General features: G+C 59.7%; 14 protein-coding genes and 3 tRNA genes. 1 reads left to right on the top strand and 16 read right to left on the bottom strand.

Going from position 1 to position 16,196, the window contains the following annotated elements:
• Positions 1-13: 13 nt before the first annotated feature.
• The 12 genes from nuoH to GA0061100_RS08455 form a co-directional block, all read right to left on the bottom strand.
• Positions 14-1,057, bottom strand: coding sequence for an NADH-quinone oxidoreductase subunit NuoH (gene nuoH, locus GA0061100_RS08510; protein ID WP_015339512.1), 1,044 nt, complete (start codon positions 1,055-1,057; stop codon positions 14-16).
• Positions 1,058-1,069: 12 nt separating this feature from the next.
• Positions 1,070-3,151, bottom strand: a complete 2,082-nt coding sequence (nuoG, locus tag GA0061100_RS08505) for an NADH-quinone oxidoreductase subunit NuoG (protein ID WP_075852286.1) — start codon at positions 3,149-3,151, stop codon at positions 1,070-1,072.
• A gap of 239 nt (positions 3,152-3,390) precedes the next feature.
• Entirely contained in the window at positions 3,391-4,182 is a 792-nt protein-coding gene (locus GA0061100_RS08500) for an NADH-quinone oxidoreductase subunit E (RefSeq protein WP_075852285.1), read from the bottom strand.
• A gap of 9 nt (positions 4,183-4,191) precedes the next feature.
• Positions 4,192-5,496 (bottom strand): NADH-quinone oxidoreductase subunit NuoF, encoded by a 1,305-nt coding sequence (gene nuoF, locus GA0061100_RS08495; RefSeq protein WP_075852284.1) that lies wholly within the window; start codon positions 5,494-5,496, stop codon positions 4,192-4,194.
• 10 nt (positions 5,497-5,506) lie between these two features.
• Positions 5,507-6,514, bottom strand: a complete 1,008-nt coding sequence (gene nuoE, locus GA0061100_RS08490; protein ID WP_075852283.1) for an NADH-quinone oxidoreductase subunit NuoE — start codon at positions 6,512-6,514, stop codon at positions 5,507-5,509.
• A 15-nt stretch (positions 6,515-6,529) separates the two neighbouring features.
• On the bottom strand, positions 6,530-6,847 hold the full coding sequence (locus GA0061100_RS08485) for a hypothetical protein (protein ID WP_075852282.1): 318 nt from the start codon (positions 6,845-6,847) through the stop codon (positions 6,530-6,532).
• Positions 6,847-8,037 carry an NADH-quinone oxidoreductase subunit D gene (locus tag GA0061100_RS08480; RefSeq protein ID WP_047627059.1) on the bottom strand — a complete coding sequence of 397 codons (1,191 nt, stop codon included), beginning with the start codon at positions 8,035-8,037 and terminating at the stop codon, positions 6,847-6,849. Before GA0061100_RS08480 ends, GA0061100_RS08485 begins: the two co-directional genes overlap by 1 nt.
• 66 nt (positions 8,038-8,103) lie before the next feature.
• Entirely contained in the window at positions 8,104-8,706 is a 603-nt protein-coding gene (locus GA0061100_RS08475) for an NADH-quinone oxidoreductase subunit C (RefSeq protein WP_075852281.1), read from the bottom strand.
• Positions 8,707-8,724: 18 nt separating this feature from the next.
• The gene (locus tag GA0061100_RS08470; protein ID WP_015339504.1) at positions 8,725-9,306 is read right to left on the bottom strand and encodes a NuoB/complex I 20 kDa subunit family protein; all 582 of its coding nucleotides are present in this window, start codon (positions 9,304-9,306) and stop codon (positions 8,725-8,727) included.
• Positions 9,297-9,662: an NADH-quinone oxidoreductase subunit A gene (locus GA0061100_RS08465; RefSeq protein WP_034489570.1), complete on the bottom strand. Its 366-nt coding sequence runs from the start codon at positions 9,660-9,662 to the stop codon at positions 9,297-9,299. The genes GA0061100_RS08470 and GA0061100_RS08465 overlap by 10 nt, the downstream gene beginning before the upstream one ends.
• A gap of 258 nt (positions 9,663-9,920) precedes the next feature.
• Positions 9,921-9,997 (bottom strand) — tRNA-Asp (locus GA0061100_RS08460).
• Between the two features lie 48 nt (positions 9,998-10,045).
• Positions 10,046-10,122 (bottom strand) — tRNA-Asp (locus tag GA0061100_RS08455).
• A 391-nt stretch (positions 10,123-10,513) separates the two neighbouring features.
• On the opposite strand from GA0061100_RS08455, the gene GA0061100_RS08450 reads away from it, so the two are divergent.
• Positions 10,514-10,589, top strand: a tRNA-Val gene (locus GA0061100_RS08450).
• Between the two features lie 361 nt (positions 10,590-10,950).
• On the opposite strand, the gene GA0061100_RS08445 is transcribed toward GA0061100_RS08450, so the two are convergent.
• From GA0061100_RS08445 to GA0061100_RS08430, 4 genes are all read right to left on the bottom strand, one after another.
• The gene (locus GA0061100_RS08445; RefSeq protein ID WP_075852280.1) at positions 10,951-12,243 is read right to left on the bottom strand and encodes a capsule biosynthesis protein; all 1,293 of its coding nucleotides are present in this window, start codon (positions 12,241-12,243) and stop codon (positions 10,951-10,953) included.
• On the bottom strand, positions 12,243-13,820 hold the full coding sequence (locus GA0061100_RS08440) for an LTA synthase family protein (RefSeq protein WP_143525392.1): 1,578 nt from the start codon (positions 13,818-13,820) through the stop codon (positions 12,243-12,245). The genes GA0061100_RS08445 and GA0061100_RS08440 overlap by 1 nt, the downstream gene beginning before the upstream one ends.
• A 131-nt stretch (positions 13,821-13,951) precedes the next feature.
• Positions 13,952-14,806, bottom strand: a complete 855-nt coding sequence (locus tag GA0061100_RS08435; RefSeq protein ID WP_075852278.1) for an SDR family oxidoreductase — start codon at positions 14,804-14,806, stop codon at positions 13,952-13,954.
• A 19-nt stretch (positions 14,807-14,825) separates the two neighbouring features.
• A complete protein-coding gene (locus tag GA0061100_RS08430; protein ID WP_244557802.1) occupies positions 14,826-16,184 on the bottom strand; it encodes an aminotransferase class I/II-fold pyridoxal phosphate-dependent enzyme in 1,359 nt (452 codons plus the stop codon).
• Between the last annotated feature and the right edge of the window lie 12 nt (positions 16,185-16,196).

Here is a 16,196-nt window from a genome sequence, read left to right as displayed (position 1 = left end):
AGGATCGACATCATCATGCCCATCCCGTCAGCTTCAGCACGAATGCAACGATAACGACCATGGCGAGCGACAGCGGCAGGAAAACCTTCCAGCCAAGGCGCATGAGCTGGTCGTAGCGGTAGCGCGGCACGAATGCCTTCACCATCGCGAACATGAAGAACACAAAGCACGACTTCAGCAGGAACCAGATGATGCCCGGAACCCAGTTGAGGATCCAGATATCGACCGGAGGCAGCCAGCCGCCGAGGAAAAGGATCGTCGTCAGCGAGCACATCAGAACGACGGCCGCGTATTCGCCGAGCATGAACATCATGTAAGGCGAAGAACCGTATTCGACCATGAAGCCGGCAACCAGTTCCGATTCCGCTTCCGGAAGATCGAAGGGCGGACGGTTCGTTTCAGCCAGCGCCGAAATGAAGAACACGATGAACATCGGGAAGAGCGACAGCCAGTGCCAGTCGAGGAACGAGGCCGGCAGGCCGAGCTTGGTGCCGAGGCCGGTCTGCTGCGACAGCACGATATCCGTCAGGTTCAGCGAACCAACGCAGAGCAGCACGGTGACGATGACGAGGCCGATCGAGACTTCGTAGGACACCATCTGCGCCGCTGAACGGAGCGCGCCGAGGAACGGGTATTTCGAGTTCGAAGCCCAGCCGCCCATGATGATGCCGTAAACTTCCAGCGACGAAATCGCCAGAATGTAGAGGATGCCGACGTTGATGTCGGCGACGACCCAGTTCTGCGCCACCGGCACGACGGCCCAGGTGGAGAGCGCCAGCACCACGGACACCAGCGGAGCCAGCAGGAACACGGTCTTGTTGGCGCCGGCCGGGATGATCGGCTCCTTGAACATGAACTTCAGCAAGTCGGCGAAAGACTGAAACAGACCGAAGGGACCGACGACGTTCGGGCCGCGACGCAGCTGAACGGCAGCCCAGATCTTACGGTCGGCAAGCAGAATGTAAGCGATAAAGACCAGCAGGCAGACCAGGAGCAGCAGCGACTGGCCAATCATGATCAGCGCCGGCCAGAGATAGGTCGAAACGAATGAATCCATAGTCCTGTGCCCTTACTCTGCCGCAACGCGGAAATTGTTGCGGGCCAATGCCGAGCACTCGGCCATGACAGCCGATGCGCGCGTTATCGGGTTCGTCAAATAGAAGTCTTTGATCGGCGAAGCAAATGCCGATTTGCCCATCGCGCCGGCTTTTTTCGTAAGTGCGGCAATTTGGGCGCTATCGGCTTCGGCAATCTCGTCGATACCGGCGAAATGCGGGAAGGCTGCATAGAGCTTCGAGCGCAATTCCCTCAGCGAATCAAAGGGAAGCTTCTTGCCGAGCACGTCGGAAAGGGCCCGAATGATCGCCCAGTCCTCGCGGGCGTCGCCCGGCGCGAAGCCGGCGCGGTTGCCCATCTGGACGCGACCTTCGGTGTTGACCCAGGTGCCCGACTTTTCGGTGTAGGCTGCTGCCGGAAGGATGACATCGGCGTTCTGGGCGCCGTTATCGCCGTGCGAGCCGATATAAACAGTAAACTTCGCGCCCTTGCGGCTGAAGTCGAGTTCATCGGCGCCGAGCAGGAAGAGGACGTCCATCGACGACAGCATCGCGACGGCATTGACGCCCTTTGCGCCCGGCACGAAACCGAGGTCGAGGCCGCCGACGCGTGAAGCAGCGGTGTGCAGCACGGCAAAGCCGTTCCAGTCTTCCTTGACGACACCGACGGCGGTGGCGAGCTTGGCGGCATTCGCCAGCACTTCGGCACCGTCTTCGCGTGTCAGGGCGCCCTGCCCGATGATGATCATCGGCTTCTGAGCGTTCTTCAGCACGTCAGCAAAGCTGTGCGAGCCGCTGACGAGATCGGCCAGCGTATCCGGACCAGCGCCGAGATAGTCATAGGAGTAGCGAAGGTCTGCAGCCTCCCCGATCACACCGATCGGGAACTTGCCGCGACGCCAGCGCTTGCGGATGCGCGAGTTCATGACAGCAGCCTCGAAGCGCGGATTGGCGCCGACGATCAGCAGCGCATCAGCGGCTTCGATACCCTGGATGCTCGGGTTGAAGATGTAGCTTGCGCGGCCGAGCGACGGATCAAGCGCCGTCCCGTCCTGGCGACAGTCGAGATTTTCCGATCCCAGCGATTTCAGCAGTTCGCCAAGAGCGTACATTTCCTCGACTGAAGCGAGATCGCCGGCGATGGCGCCGATCTTGTCGCCGCTGGTGGCGGAAACCGCCGACTTGATGGCAGCGAAGGCATCGCTCCAGCTTGCCGGCTGCAGGCGGCCGTCCCTGCGGACATAGGGCTTGTCGAGACGCTGGGTCTTCAGACCGTCCCAGATGAAGCGGGTCTTGTCGGAGATCCACTCTTCGTTGATCTGCTCGTTGACGCGGGGCAGCACGCGCATGACTTCGCGGCCGCGCGTATCGACGCGGATTGCCGAGCCGAGAGCGTCCATGACGTCGATCGATTCGGTCTTGTTCAGTTCCCAGGGGCGAGCCGTGAAGGCGAAGGGCTTCGAGGTCAACGCGCCAACCGGGCAAAGGTCAACGACGTTACCCTGCAGCTCGGAGGTCATCGCCTGCTCGAGATAGGTGGTGATTTCGGCGTCTTCGCCGCGGCCGATGAGGCCGAGCTCGGAAATGCCGGCGACTTCCGTCGTGAAGCGGACGCAGCGCGTGCAGTGGATGCAGCGGTTCATCACGGTCTTGACGAGCGGGCCGATATACTTGTCTTCGACGGCGCGCTTGTCTTCCTGATAGCGCGAGCTGTCGATACCGAAAGCCATGGCCTGATCCTGCAGGTCGCATTCGCCGCCCTGGTCGCAGATCGGGCAATCCAGCGGGTGGTTGATCAGCAGGAATTCCATCACGCCTTCGCGGGCCTTCTTGACCATCGGCGTGTTGGTGAAGACTTCCGGAAGCTCGCCGTTCGGGCCGCCGCGGATGTCGCGAACACCCATGGCGCAGGATGCCTGCGGCTTCGGCGGGCCGCCCTTCACCTCGACGAGGCACATGCGGCAATTGCCGGCCACCGACAGTCGTTCATGGAAGCAGAAGCGCGGGACTTCGGCGCCGGCTTCCTCGCACGCCTGGATAAGCGTGTAGTGATCCGGAACTTCGATCTCTTTACCGTCAATCTTCAGTTTAGCCATCGTCCACTCAGTCCTATGTCACGTCTTCAGCCCAACCTGGCCGCAGACAATTTCATGATCGCAGACCGGGTTGCCATCGCGGCGGCTCAAACGCCTGATGACACCGGTTCGCTCACAATAAACTTTGCCAAGCCTTGTCCCCGCAAGACCAGCTTTGCGATCGAGCCATGCGGGTCACCCACATCGTCTCCATCGCCGTCATTCACCCTCCCCGGCCGCGATACAGCCGAGGAAAAATCTCAACTCCTGCCCTTCGGCAGCAGCGCCTTCGCCTGACCGACCCAGTCGTCACGCAGGATGCGGCCGTCGAAGCCAAATTCCGCATCGATCCGCTCGACATCCGCATCGCTCCAGGCGGCGATATCGGCAAATCGCTTGATGCCGCGTCCGTTCAGCACCTGCTCCAGCTTCGGACCGACGCCGGAAATCCGCTTCAGGTCGTCGGCCTTCTCGGCAGCCTTGCGGCCGCGCACGGGAGCTGTCTTTGCGGCGACTGGCGCTGCAACTTCAACCTTCTTTGCGGCAGCCGGCGCGGTAACTTCAACCTTCGCCGTCTTCTTTGCAGTTGTCGTCGCAGCCTTGGGTGCGGCGACAGCAGGCTTCGGCTCGGTCTTCTTAACAATAGCCGCTTTCTGCTTTGCAGCAGCCGGCTTCCGTGCGACGGGCTTCGGCGCAGCTGTCTTGACAACGGGCGCTGTCCCCACAGGCTTCGCATCCCCTGCCCCGCCATTCGTGGCCGCCGGCTTCGCAACGACTTCAGCCTGATGCTTTTCGTCTTCCAGGGCTTCGGTCAGTTTGGTGGTTGCCTCAACGGCGCCCTGGAAAGCACCGAGGAATGCGCCCGCCAGCTGCGAGGTAAAGCCGAAGCCGATGGCCGTGACCGCAGCAATGGCTGCAGCCGGATGGGCCATCAACGGGTGGATCGGCATGATCGGCGCTTTCCCAAACATATCGGCAGCAAAGCGGCCGAGATCGGCCGATACATCGCCGCCTGCTCCACTTTCCTGCCTGATATCGTTGGTCTTCGCCATCTTCGATCCTTACTCGGCTGCTTCCAGTACCGCGCCGTGGCTCGTCGCATTGGCGGTGTACTGGTCGATGCGCTTCTCGATCTCGGGACGGAAATTGCGGATCAGGCCCTGAACCGGCCATGCGGCTGCGTCACCGAGCGCACAGATGGTATGACCTTCGATCTGCTTCGTCACCTGGAACAGCATGTCGATCTCGCGCTTCTGGGCGTTGCCACGAGCCATACGCTCGAGAACGCGCCACATCCAGCCCGTGCCTTCGCGGCACGGCGTACACTGGCCACAGCTCTCATGCTTGAAGAAGGCCGAGATGCGGGCAATCGCCTTGATGATGTCGGTCGACTTGTCCATGATGATCGCCGCTGCCGTGCCGAAGGACGACTTGACTTCGCGCAGGCCGTCGAAATCCATCGGGCAGTCGATGATGTCAGCCGCCGGAACGACCGGGCACGATGCGCCGCCGGGAATGACCGCAAGCAGGTTGTCCCAGCCACCGCGAATACCGCCGCCGTGCTTTTCGACCAGCTCGCGGAAGGTGATGCCCATCGTCTCCTCGACCGTGCAGGGACGGTTGACGTGACCGGAAAGCATGAACAGCTTCGTTCCGACATTGTTCGGGCGGCCGAAGGACGAGAACCAGCCGGCGCCGCGACGCAGGATCGTAGGGGCAACGGCGATGGATTCGACGTTGTTGACGGTGGTCGGGCAGCCGTAAAGGCCCATATTGGCCGGGAACGGCGGCTTCAGGCGTGGCTGGCCCTTCTTGCCTTCCAGGCTTTCGAGCAGCGCGGTTTCCTCGCCGCAGATGTAAGCGCCGGCGCCATGATGAACGTAAACATCAAAATCCCAGCCGAGCTTATTGTTTTTGCCCAGCAATCCGGCATCATAGCATTCGTCGATCGCCGCCTGCAGTGCCTCACGCTCGCGCATGTATTCGCCACGAACATAGATGTAAGCAGCATTGGCGCCCATGGCAAAACCGGCGATGACGCAGCCTTCGATCAGCGTATGCGGATCGTGGCGCATGATGTCACGGTCTTTGCAGGTGCCGGGCTCGGACTCGTCGGCGTTGACGACGAGATAATGCGGGCGACCGTCGCTTTCCTTCGGCATGAAGGACCACTTGAGACCGGTCGGGAAGCCTGCGCCGCCACGACCGCGAAGGCCGGACGCCTTCATCTCGTTGATGATCCAGTCACGGCCCTTTTCGAGAATTTGCTTCGTGCCATCCCAATGGCCGCGCGACATTGCGCCCTTGAGGGATTTATCCTTGAGGCCGTAGATATTGGTAAAGATGCGATCCTGATCCTGTAACATGCTTCACCTCTTACCGCGGCTTCTTGCCGAAGACCTTGATATATTCCGCTTCGCCACCCTTAGCGAGTGCCTCAGCCTGCTTGACCCATTCATCGCGCTCGATACGGCCTTTGAAATTCAGATAGCCGTCGACCCAATGACGCTCGGCCTCATGCCAGCCCGCGATCTGCGCGAAGGTAAAGATGCCAAGCTCATGCAAGGTGCCTTCGATCTTCGGGCCGACGCCTGAAATGAGCTGCAGATCGTCCGGCTGCGCCGGCCGTTCGATACCGGCGGGGCGATCCTTGTCGTCAAGCGACGGCTTCTTCGCAGCGTCAGCCTTCTCCGACGCAATCTCGGACGGCGGGGGAGCCACAACCTCGGCGGTGGCCTTGGCCGTCTTGCTCGCCGAGCTCTTTGCCTTCGCCTCATCCGACAGGAGAGACGTCAAGCCGCCTTCCGGAGCGGAGAAAACGCGATCGATCTGCGGGCCGGTCTGAATTTCATGGCCCTTGCCTGCGGCGAAGGCATCGATGATCTCTTCGAGACGTGTCGGCGTCAGATCCTCATAGGTATCCTTGCCGATCACCACCATCGGTGCGTTGACGCAGGCGCCCTGACATTCGACCTCTTCCCAGGAAAGCGTGCCGTCGACGTTGCGCTCGAAGGCGTGGTCGTTGATCCGGCTCTTGCAGATCTTGATCAGCCCCTCAGCGCCGCGCAGCATGCAGGGCGTCGTGCCGCAGACCTGAACGTGGGCGCGCGTACCAACGGGGTTCAGCTGGAACTGCGTATAGAAGGTCGCGACTTCGAGCGCCCGGATATAGGCCATGTCAAGCATGTCGGCGATCGTTTCGATAGCCGCCTTGGTGACCCAGCCTTCCTGCTCCTGTGCGCGCATCATCAGCGGGATGATCGCGGATTGCTGGCGACCATCAGGATATTTCTGGATCGTCTTTTCAGCCCAGACCGCATTCTCCGCATTGAAGGCGAAGGCGGCTGGCTGGAATTGATCTTCGGCTAGTCGACGAACGGACATCTTTCACGCCTTATCTCAGTTTAAGGACCCACACCGCGTATTCGTCAGAGACGAAAATTCGCAGGCATAGGCCGACTGGTCTTTCTGCATAAACACAACGAACTTGCCGCCATTCGGCACGGCGGCCTTGATTTGGTAACCGCGAGAAAGGAGGTCCGCCATGGTCGAATCTCCACCCGACGTGACCTCGTTTCCACCCTTGGCAGAATTCGTGCTCGTCGCATTCGAATTCTGCAGATTGAGGGTCGGCAGGCCCTGCGAGTTGATGGTCTGCTGTGCCGAAGCACCGCAGGCAACCAGAAGCGCTGGAATGAGGACCTGCCAGCTGCGCATCAACGATCCACCTCACCGAACACGATATCGAGCGAGCCGAGCACGGCCGCGACGTCGGCGAGCTGATGACCGCGGCACATGAAATCCATGGCCTGCAGATGCGCATAGCCCGGTGCACGGATCTTGCAACGATACGGCTTGTTGGAACCGTCCGAGACGAGATAGACGCCGAACTCACCCTTCGGCGCTTCGACAGCCGCATAAACCTCGCCGGCCGGCACGTGATAGCCTTCGGTGTAAAGCTTGAAGTGGTGGATCAGCGCTTCCATCGAGCGCTTCATCTCGCCGCGCTTCGGCGGGACGACCTTGCCGTCCAGCGACGAAACCGGTCCGGTCTTGGCATCGCCGAGCAGGCGATTGACGCACTGCTTCATGATACGGACAGACTCGCGCATTTCGATCATGCGGATGAGGTAACGGTCGTAGCAGTCGCCATTCTTGCCGATCGGAATGTCGAATTCGAGATCGGAGTAGCATTCGTAAGGCTGCGCCTTGCGCAGGTCCCAGGCAGCACCCGAGCCTCGGACCATGACGCCCGAGAAGCCCCAGGCCCAACAGTCTTCCAGCGAGACCACGCCGATATCGACATTACGCTGCTTGAAAATACGGTTCCCGGTCAGAAGGTCGTCGATATCGTCGAGCGCCTTCAGGAAGGGATCGCACCAGTCGCCGATATCCTGAACGAGCTTTTCCGGAAGATCCTGGTGAACGCCGCCCGGACGGACGTAAGCCGCGTGCATGCGCGAGCCGGAGGCACGCTCATAGAACACCATCAGCTTTTCGCGCTCTTCGAAGCCCCAAAGCGGCGGCGTCAGCGCACCGACGTCCATGGCCTGCGTCGTGACGTTCAAAAGATGGGAAAGGATACGGCCGATTTCCGAATAGAGCACGCGGATCAGCTGGCCGCGGATCGGGATGTCGATGCCGAGCAGCTTTTCGACGGCCAGGGCATAGGCATGCTCCTGGTTCATCGGCGCCACGTAGTCGAGGCGGTCGAAGTAAGGAACGGCCTGAAGATAGGTCTTCGTCTCGATCAGCTTTTCCGTGCCGCGATGCAGCAGGCCGATATGGGGATCGACGCGTTCCACAATTTCGCCGTCCAGTTCGAGGACAAGACGCAAAACGCCGTGCGCAGCCGGGTGCTGCGGGCCGAAATTGATGTTGAAGTTGCGAACGTTATGTTCTGTCATGGCGGCGATGCTCGCGTTTTCAGAATTTCAGAGAATGGCAGGCCGAAGCCCGCCACACGCCAACAATCAGGCCTTCGCCTTCTCGTCGCCCGGGAGCACGTAGTCGGTGCCTTCCCACGGCGACAGGAAGTCGAAGTTGCGGAATTCCTGCTTCAGTTCCACCGGCTCGTAGACGACGCGCTTGGCGGCATCGTCGTAGCGGACCTCAACGAAACCGGTCGTCGGGAAGTCCTTGCGCAGCGGATGACCTTCGAAACCATAGTCCGTCAACAGGCGGCGCAAATCCGGGTGGCCGGTGAAAAGAACACCGTACATGTCCCAGGTTTCGCGCTCGAACCAATCAGCGCCGGGATAGACGGCACAGGCGGAAGGAACAGGCTGATCTTCGCCAACCGGAACCTTGACGCGGATGCGCAGGTTCTTCTTGGGCGACAGCAGATGGTAGACGACGTCGAAGCGCTCGGCGCGCTGCGGCCAGTCGACACCGCAGATATCCGTCATGTTGACAAAGCCGCACTTGGCGTCGTCACGCAGGAAGGTCAAAAGGGCGATAACGTTTTCGGTCGTCGTCGTCACGTTCAGCTCGCCATACTTGATCTCGCTCGAGGAGATCAGGGCGCTGCGAACTTCCGTGAGGTAGGCGGCGAGCTCGTTCAGGGCTTCACTCATGATACCTTGTCCCCTGCCTTACCGTTCGATCGTGCCGGTGCGCCGGATCTTCTTCTGCAGCAGGAGCACGCCGTAAAGCAGCGCTTCTGCCGTGGGAGGACAGCCCGGAATATAAATGTCGATCGGAACGACACGGTCGCATCCGCGCACGACGGAGTAGGAATAGTGATAGTAACCGCCGCCATTGGCACAGGAGCCCATCGAGATGACGTAACGCGGCTCGGGCATCTGGTCGTAGACCTTGCGGAGCGCAGGCGCCATCTTGTTGGTGAGCGTGCCGGCGACAATCATGACGTCGGACTGGCGCGGCGAAGCGCGCGGCGCAAAACCGAAGCGCTCAACGTCGTAACGCGGCATGGAAACCTGCATCATCTCGACGGCGCAGCAGGCGAGACCGAAGGTCATCCACATCAGCGAGCCCGTACGCGCCCAGTTGATCAGCTCATCGGTCGAGGTGACCAGGAAACCCTTATCGGCGAGCTCGTTGTTGATCTCGCCGAAGAACGGATCGTTGCTGCCAACCGGCCTGCCAGTTGCGGGATCGATGATCCCCTTCGGCTGCGGCGCCACGAGCGTCGTGTTGCTTGGGGCTACTCCCATTCCAGGGCTCCCTTCTTCCATTCATAAATAAAGCCGATGGTCAGCACCGCGAGGAACACCATCATCGACCAGAACCCGAACCAGCCGATCGCACCGAACGAAACGGCCCACGGGAATAGGAAGGCGACTTCCAAGTCGAAGATGATGAAGAGAATCGATACCAGGTAGAAGCGGATATCGAACTTCATGCGGGCGTCATCGAATGCATTGAAGCCGCATTCGTAAGCCGACAGCTTTTCCGAGTCAGGCGCCTTGAAGGCAACGGCAAACGGCGTGATCAACAGCGCCAGGCCGATTACCAAGGCAATACCAATGAAAATCGCTATCGGAATATAGGAACTGAGCAGTCCAGTCATCATGTCCATCCCTGCTTGCGATCAGCGCCGGGGCGGCGCATCTGAGCAAATGCCCAGCAAGCGAAAGAGCGTTGCAACAAAGCCGTGGTTAGCGCAGCCGGAGCGCGCGCGCAAGCCTTTTGAATCTGTCCGTTAGGGTACTATCGAGCGGTAGATATCAATGTGTTGCGACGGCAACGCGACAAATCGGCGCTGATGCGAAAAGGCTCCTTCGCAATCGCAATAAATTGATGTTTGATTGTAATGGCTTGGAGAGAATGGCGCGAGTGACGGGGCTCGAACCCGCGACCTCCGGCGTGACAGGCCGGCACTCTAACCGACTGAGCTACACCCGCGCATTGTTTGGCCTTTCAGCCGGTGCAGATCCGAAATTTGCCTTGAAATGGCGCGAGTGACGGGGCTCGAACCCGCGACCTCCGGCGTGACAGGCCGGCACTCTAACCGACTGAGCTACACCCGCATTTCATTTCAAGCATTCCAGATGCTTCCGCACCCATCAAAGCGGCCCTCGCCGTTCGATGAGCGGCTAACTACGGGGTTCGTGTTTGGGTGTCAAGCAGGTTTGAATACAAATCGATGACAGAGTGCGAATTGTTTTGGACAAGCTCGCCCGCAACTTTCCGCTCCGGCGATTTGGCATGGCAGGTTCCCGCTCCACGCATTTCATCCGCGCCTGATATGCACAGGGGCGATCCGGCAAGCCTCACTCCCGCTCATGTGGATGAGCACGATCGGAGGGGTGCAAAATTCAAAAAAATCAAAAAATCTTCACAAACACTCTTGCGGTTTGTCGTCGTTCCGCATAGATCACGGCCACCGAACGCGACGGGCCAATGATCCGCTTCGCAGAAGGGCGATTAGCTCAGTTGGTAGAGCGCCTCGTTTACACCGAGGATGTCGGGAGTTCGAGTCTCTCATCGCCCACCATTCTTCACAAATTCGATAGTCAGTTTAGTTGGCCGCCGGCGGTTCTTTGAGCTCATGATGAGCGATGCTGCGCGCCCAACGCCTGCGTTTCAGTAGTTGCCGAGAATAATGACGGCCAGAAGCACCACGGAAACAAGCACGAGGGCTGCGATAATCATCAGCAGCTCCTTCAACATGAATCGTTCCATCTTGCTGTCATCCATGGCGTTTGCTCCCCGCAAACCGTTATTCACATTCATTCCCAGTGTCGAATCGCCGCGCTGAGTTCCGCGTCAGTGCACATGTAAGGGACCGCATTGTCAATTTCAGCCTGAAGACCTCGCAGCGCTACCAATTCTTCTTCCATTACATTGCATCATCGTTACGGCACATGAAGCTTTATCGGCCGCCGCCGCAGCGGCGGGTCGATGTAGGCGTCAGGCAGATTGACCGTCCGTGACAATAGTCTGTCGGCGATCTGCGCGGCGGCGGCGCGCGCGCCCTCCCCGGAGCAGAAGTTGCCGCGCACCTGTACGGCCGCGGCCAGCAGACGAAAGAATGCGTCGCGCAGCGCCGGCGACGGCGGCATCGGCTCCAGCCAGAATCGATCCAGGCCGCCCTGATCGCTCAGTCCATCGATATCGTAGATCGCAGCCCCCAGCGCTTTGACAGGTTTCCCCGCCTGCAGCGCGGAAAGCGCCGCAGTCGAGTTGACCGTCACCATGCCCTGGCTGGCGGCAATCAACCGATCGAGACTGCCACCATCGATCAGATGGATGCGAGGCGACAATCCGCATGAGGCGCCGATGCGATCAACATAGGCCCGCCAATCCACGAGCCCGTTGTCGAGCGGATGGAGCTTGAGGACGAGATGCGCGTCGGGCGTAGCATTCTCCGCGAAGGAACGGAGAATCAGCCGAGTAGCGTCCTGCTGCTGATGAAAGGGCGAGTGCGCTCGCAACTGAAAATCGGTCTGAAGCTGCAACGGATAGACAAAGAATCGTTTGCCGCCGGCAATCAGATCCTCGATCACACCCTCTGCCTCTCGTGCCCTCCTGCCGCTGGAAGGAAGTTTCCTCAGCCAGCCGGCATATTCCATCAAGGGATGGTAAAGCCCGTGCCGCCGATAGCCGGGATAGAGAAACCACAGAAAGACGGTCGGGAGATAATAGGCGAGATCGTAAAGTGCTTCCGCCAGGAAAGTCTGGCTGTAGCGGCGTTTCCAATCCGGTTCCGGCAGCTTGGACGCCGCCGTCAATATATGGTCCGGATCGACCGGAAAATGCGAATTGGAGGAGAGGCCGTCTCGCTCGAGTGTCACCCAGTCCGGCCGCAAATATCCCATCTCGACGACATTGACTGTAACGCCAGCGCGCCGAGCCTCCTCGATGGCGACCTGATGATAGGGGCGCTCCTCGCCGTGCAGGATCAGGTCGGTGACGTTCTCGGCCTCGATTCGCTGCCTCACATGGGTGCGCCATCCGGCAAGATCGCCGCGATAATTGGAGGCGCCGCGCCAGCGCCAGGAAATCCAGTCCCCGGCATTCAGGTTAATGCGGATGCAACGGCTGCCGGCCATTTCCAGGATCCTGGCGATCTCGACGAACAACGGCGAGGATGGCCCCTGCAGGAACAGGAAGACGCGCGCGGGGGCAGTGCCCTCCCCGCTGGGCATCACTCCGGAACCTCGGTGGCAAGGCCCGCATAGTGCAACAATGTACCGAACAGGTTCCAGGGGGCCTCTTCCTGCGACGGCTGCGGCTTTTGCGAATGGGCGCGCGCTCGTCCAAGCGGAACGATGATGTAATCGGTGCGCGGATCTGGGAACGGATCGGCAAAGGCCTTCAGCAAGGGCGCATGATCACCATAGAAAAGCAGCCAAACCGGACGGTCCAGCCTATCGAGGTGATGGGCGAGATTGCCGAGCGCGTGATCGGCGCGCATCAGGAGCTCGCCATAGATATCCACCGGATTGACGAGGTCGCCGCAGCGGCCCGGCTCCCAGGGGCCGTGATTCGCCATGGATGCGACAAAGAGGAAATTCTTGCCCGTGCCATCGTCGTCGATCGTCCGAATTACGCTCTTCGTCAGCGAGAGGTCGCTGACATAAGGGCCATCGCGCTCAGGATTGTGATCGAACTCGTCCAGCATCATCATCCGGTCGAAGCCAAGCTGCGGCAAGGCCTTGTGACGGAGGAAGAACGTCTTGTCGTAGGGATGGATGAACTGCGTCTTCCAGCCCGCCTTCTTGAGCCGAGCCGGCCAGACCACATCCTTGTAGTGACTGGCGCGCAGATAGGGGTAGCTGGCATCGATATGCACATTTTCGGGCAGTAGCCCGCTCAGCACTGCAAATTCGGTCCGCAGCGTATAGCCGCCCTCGAAGACGCTGGTCATGCGGCCCCATTGCGCGGCCTGCTCGCGCAGACGGTCGAGATTGGGCAACTTGATATTGTCGACGCCGAAATGTCTCAAATCGATGAAGGATTCGGATTGCCAGACGACGATGAGCGGTTCGTCTTCACCATGCTCCCAAAGCTCTTGAAGCGCCGACATGAAGCGCCCGGACAATTCCGCGACGATCGCCTCGCGCCGGACACCGACCCAGATGACGAAATGAAAGACGACCGAGGCGAAGGTACCGAAGCGCACCGTATCGATCTTAACGTCAACCTTGCCGAGAAACTTCTGTGTGAAACGGCAGACCGGTTCGCTGACGACCCTGCTGAACAAAGCAAGCCATGGCGCGAAGGCGACAACCAACATCAGCAGGACCCATAGCAATTGGTTCGACGCCGGCAAAACCGATGGCTCAAGATACATGTAGAGGCCGCTGAGGCCGAAAACATAAGCGAAGGCGATGATCCAGAAGACGATGTTTAGCGAGGTCGCGTAGAAGATCTCCTTGTATTTGAAGACGTCCACGACGAGCGCGATGTCCGAAAAAACCAGAGGCTCACGGATAAACTCGAACTTCGCCCTCGATATGCCCGTGAAGATGACAAAGAAGCTGATGACGGCCTGCGTGCTGTAGAGCGGGCGCCAGGAAATGGCGAAGAAGGCGACATAGATCAATATGATGACCGGAATCCTTGCCGCCCAGTCGCAGGCCACCCGCCGCCAGCTTCTTTTCGGGCGATTCTCGGCGGTGATGGTCGCCGGCATGGCGAAAGGATCCGTCAGCAGGACGATGACGCAGGAAAACGCGAAGCAGGCAAGCGTCAAAAGAACTGGAAAATCATGAAGCTTCAAGATTGCGCCATCCAAATGCCCGCCGCCTTCGCAGCATTTTTCATATCCGCGAGGAACGGGCCGCCAATTGCCTGACTTACCTTCTCTTGCACGTGTTTCACCGACAGCGCAACACCGGTAGTTGTTTCGTATTACTTATCACTATCAAAGCCTTGCTCGGCGGTATCGGCAAGACCAAGATCCCCCTCCTCACCAAATATTTTTCGCGTCTTGCGCGAAAACCACCATAGCAGCGGCGGTTTTATCAGTGGGCCGAAAAATGCAAGCGCCGTCAGCGAAAATCCGAAGTGGATTCTTTGTTTGCCGCGATCCAGGCCGTGGACAATTTTTGCCGCGACCGCCTCCGCACTCCACGGTTTGACGGACCCCATCAATATTTCCGCTTCGCGAGGTCTGAGGGAGATTTCCCGACGATATTGCGGCGTCATCGTATCGGGTGGGAAGCAAATGGAAATCTTTACCCCCGAAGCACCAGCCTCAGCACTCAAAGCCTCGGCAAAACCCTCCAACGCCGATTTGGACGCGCAATAGGCGGTATAGCCGAAGATACCGATCAAGGCCGCGCCCGAAGAGATCATCATGATCCGGCCGTCACGCCGGCTCTTCATGCCCTTATAAACAGAGCGAACTGCATTGGCCGTCCCGAGGACATTGATGGAGATCTGCTCATCGAAAACCGATTCCGGCATTGCATCGAAGGCACAGGGCTCGACGATACCGGCGGAGGCTATGAGGATATCGCAAGGACCGAAGGACGCTTCGCAAAGCTTTACCGCCTCCATGGTCTGACCGGCCGAGCCTACATCAACGGCAGCCGTCCGGATAAAGGCACCATCGACACCGGGAAGCGCTGCGATCTGGGCACGTGCCGCTTCGAGGCGCCCCATATCGCGAGCAAGAAGAGAAACCCGAGCGCCTCTGGCCGCATAAAGCTTCGCTACCGCCAGACCAATTCCGCTTGAACCTCCCGTGACGATAACGTGCATGAGACGATCGCCCCCGAACTTACGAGCTGCCTGGGGCCTGAGCCAGGGGCAGCAACTGCATCATCTTGTCCATATCCAGCGAGGCAAGACCGAAATTGCGGTCCTTCAAGCTCTTGAGTTTTTCGGCCGTGAGCGCGACCGCACGCCGGATCTGCTCCTCGGTGTGATTACAGGTGATGAAGAAACGAAGGCGAGCCATACCCTCCGGCACCGCCGGATGGATGATAGGCAGCACATTGATGCCTTCGGCGAGTAGGTCGTTCGAAAGCTGCGCCGCACGAAGCGAATCACCGACGATGACGGGCACGACCGAGTGGCCCATGCTGAGGCCGGTATCGAGACCCGCAGCCTTCGCTTCTTTGAGGAACAGATGACCGTTACGCCTGAGCCGCTCGGTTCGCTTCGGCTCGGACTTGAGGATATCGAGGCCAGCGATAGCGGCGGCGGCGAGAACGGGCGAAAGGCCGACGCTATAGACGAAACCGCCGGCCTCCGCTTTCAGAATATCGGCAAGGGCGCTGCTGCCGGCGATGTAGCCGCCGCAGCTCGACGTGGTCTTTGACAACGTGCCCATCCAGATATCGACATCACGCGGGTCGAGATCGAAATGCTCGAAGGTGCCGCGGCCCGTTTTTCCGAGAATGCCGAGCGCATGCGCCTCGTCGACCATCAGCCAGAAACCGTAGCGCGCCTTCAATTCCAGAAGAGCTGGCAGATCGGCGATATCGCCATCCATCGAATAGATGCCTTCGACGATGACGAGGATGCGCCGGAAATCCGATGACAGCGTCTTCAGGATATTTTCGAGGCTGTCGACATCGTTATGCTGGAACAGCCGGCGCGCCGCGCCGGAAAGCTTGATCCCGGCAAGCGCACTGTTATGAATGAATTCGTCGTGGATCACGAGATCCTGCGGCCCCATCAGGCAGCCGATCGCAGTGACATTGGTCAGGTAGCCGCTGACGAAGCAGACGGCGGCATCGACGCCATAGACCGCGGCGAGCCCACGCTCGAGCTCGACATGATCAGGTCGCTCTCCTGCAACCAGCCGGCTTGCCGAAGCCGAGATTCCGAAGCGATCGATCGCCTCTTTGGCACGTGTGGCAACATGCGGGTCGGTATTGGTCGCGAGATAGTCATAGGAAGCAAAATTGACGAACTCGCGCCCGCCAATGCGCGTCGTCGCGCCTGCCGCTGCATCGTGTGACCGGTAGAAGGGATTGGCAACACCGAGCAGTTCGCCCGCCATGCGTTGCGTTGCGACGCGCTTATATTCAGGCAGATCCTCGAAACGCGGAGCCTGACGCGACTGTGCCTGCGGCTGTCGGTTGAGCCGTTCGGTTCGATTGCGGCCGGAAGATTCGCCGACGCGGCGCATCTGCTCGAGCAG

It is taken from the genome of Martinezella hainanensis (assembly GCF_900094555.1).
GTDB classification, from domain to species: domain Bacteria; phylum Pseudomonadota; class Alphaproteobacteria; order Rhizobiales; family Rhizobiaceae; genus Rhizobium; species Rhizobium hainanense.
This window is presented reverse-complemented; position numbering and strand designations above follow the sequence as displayed.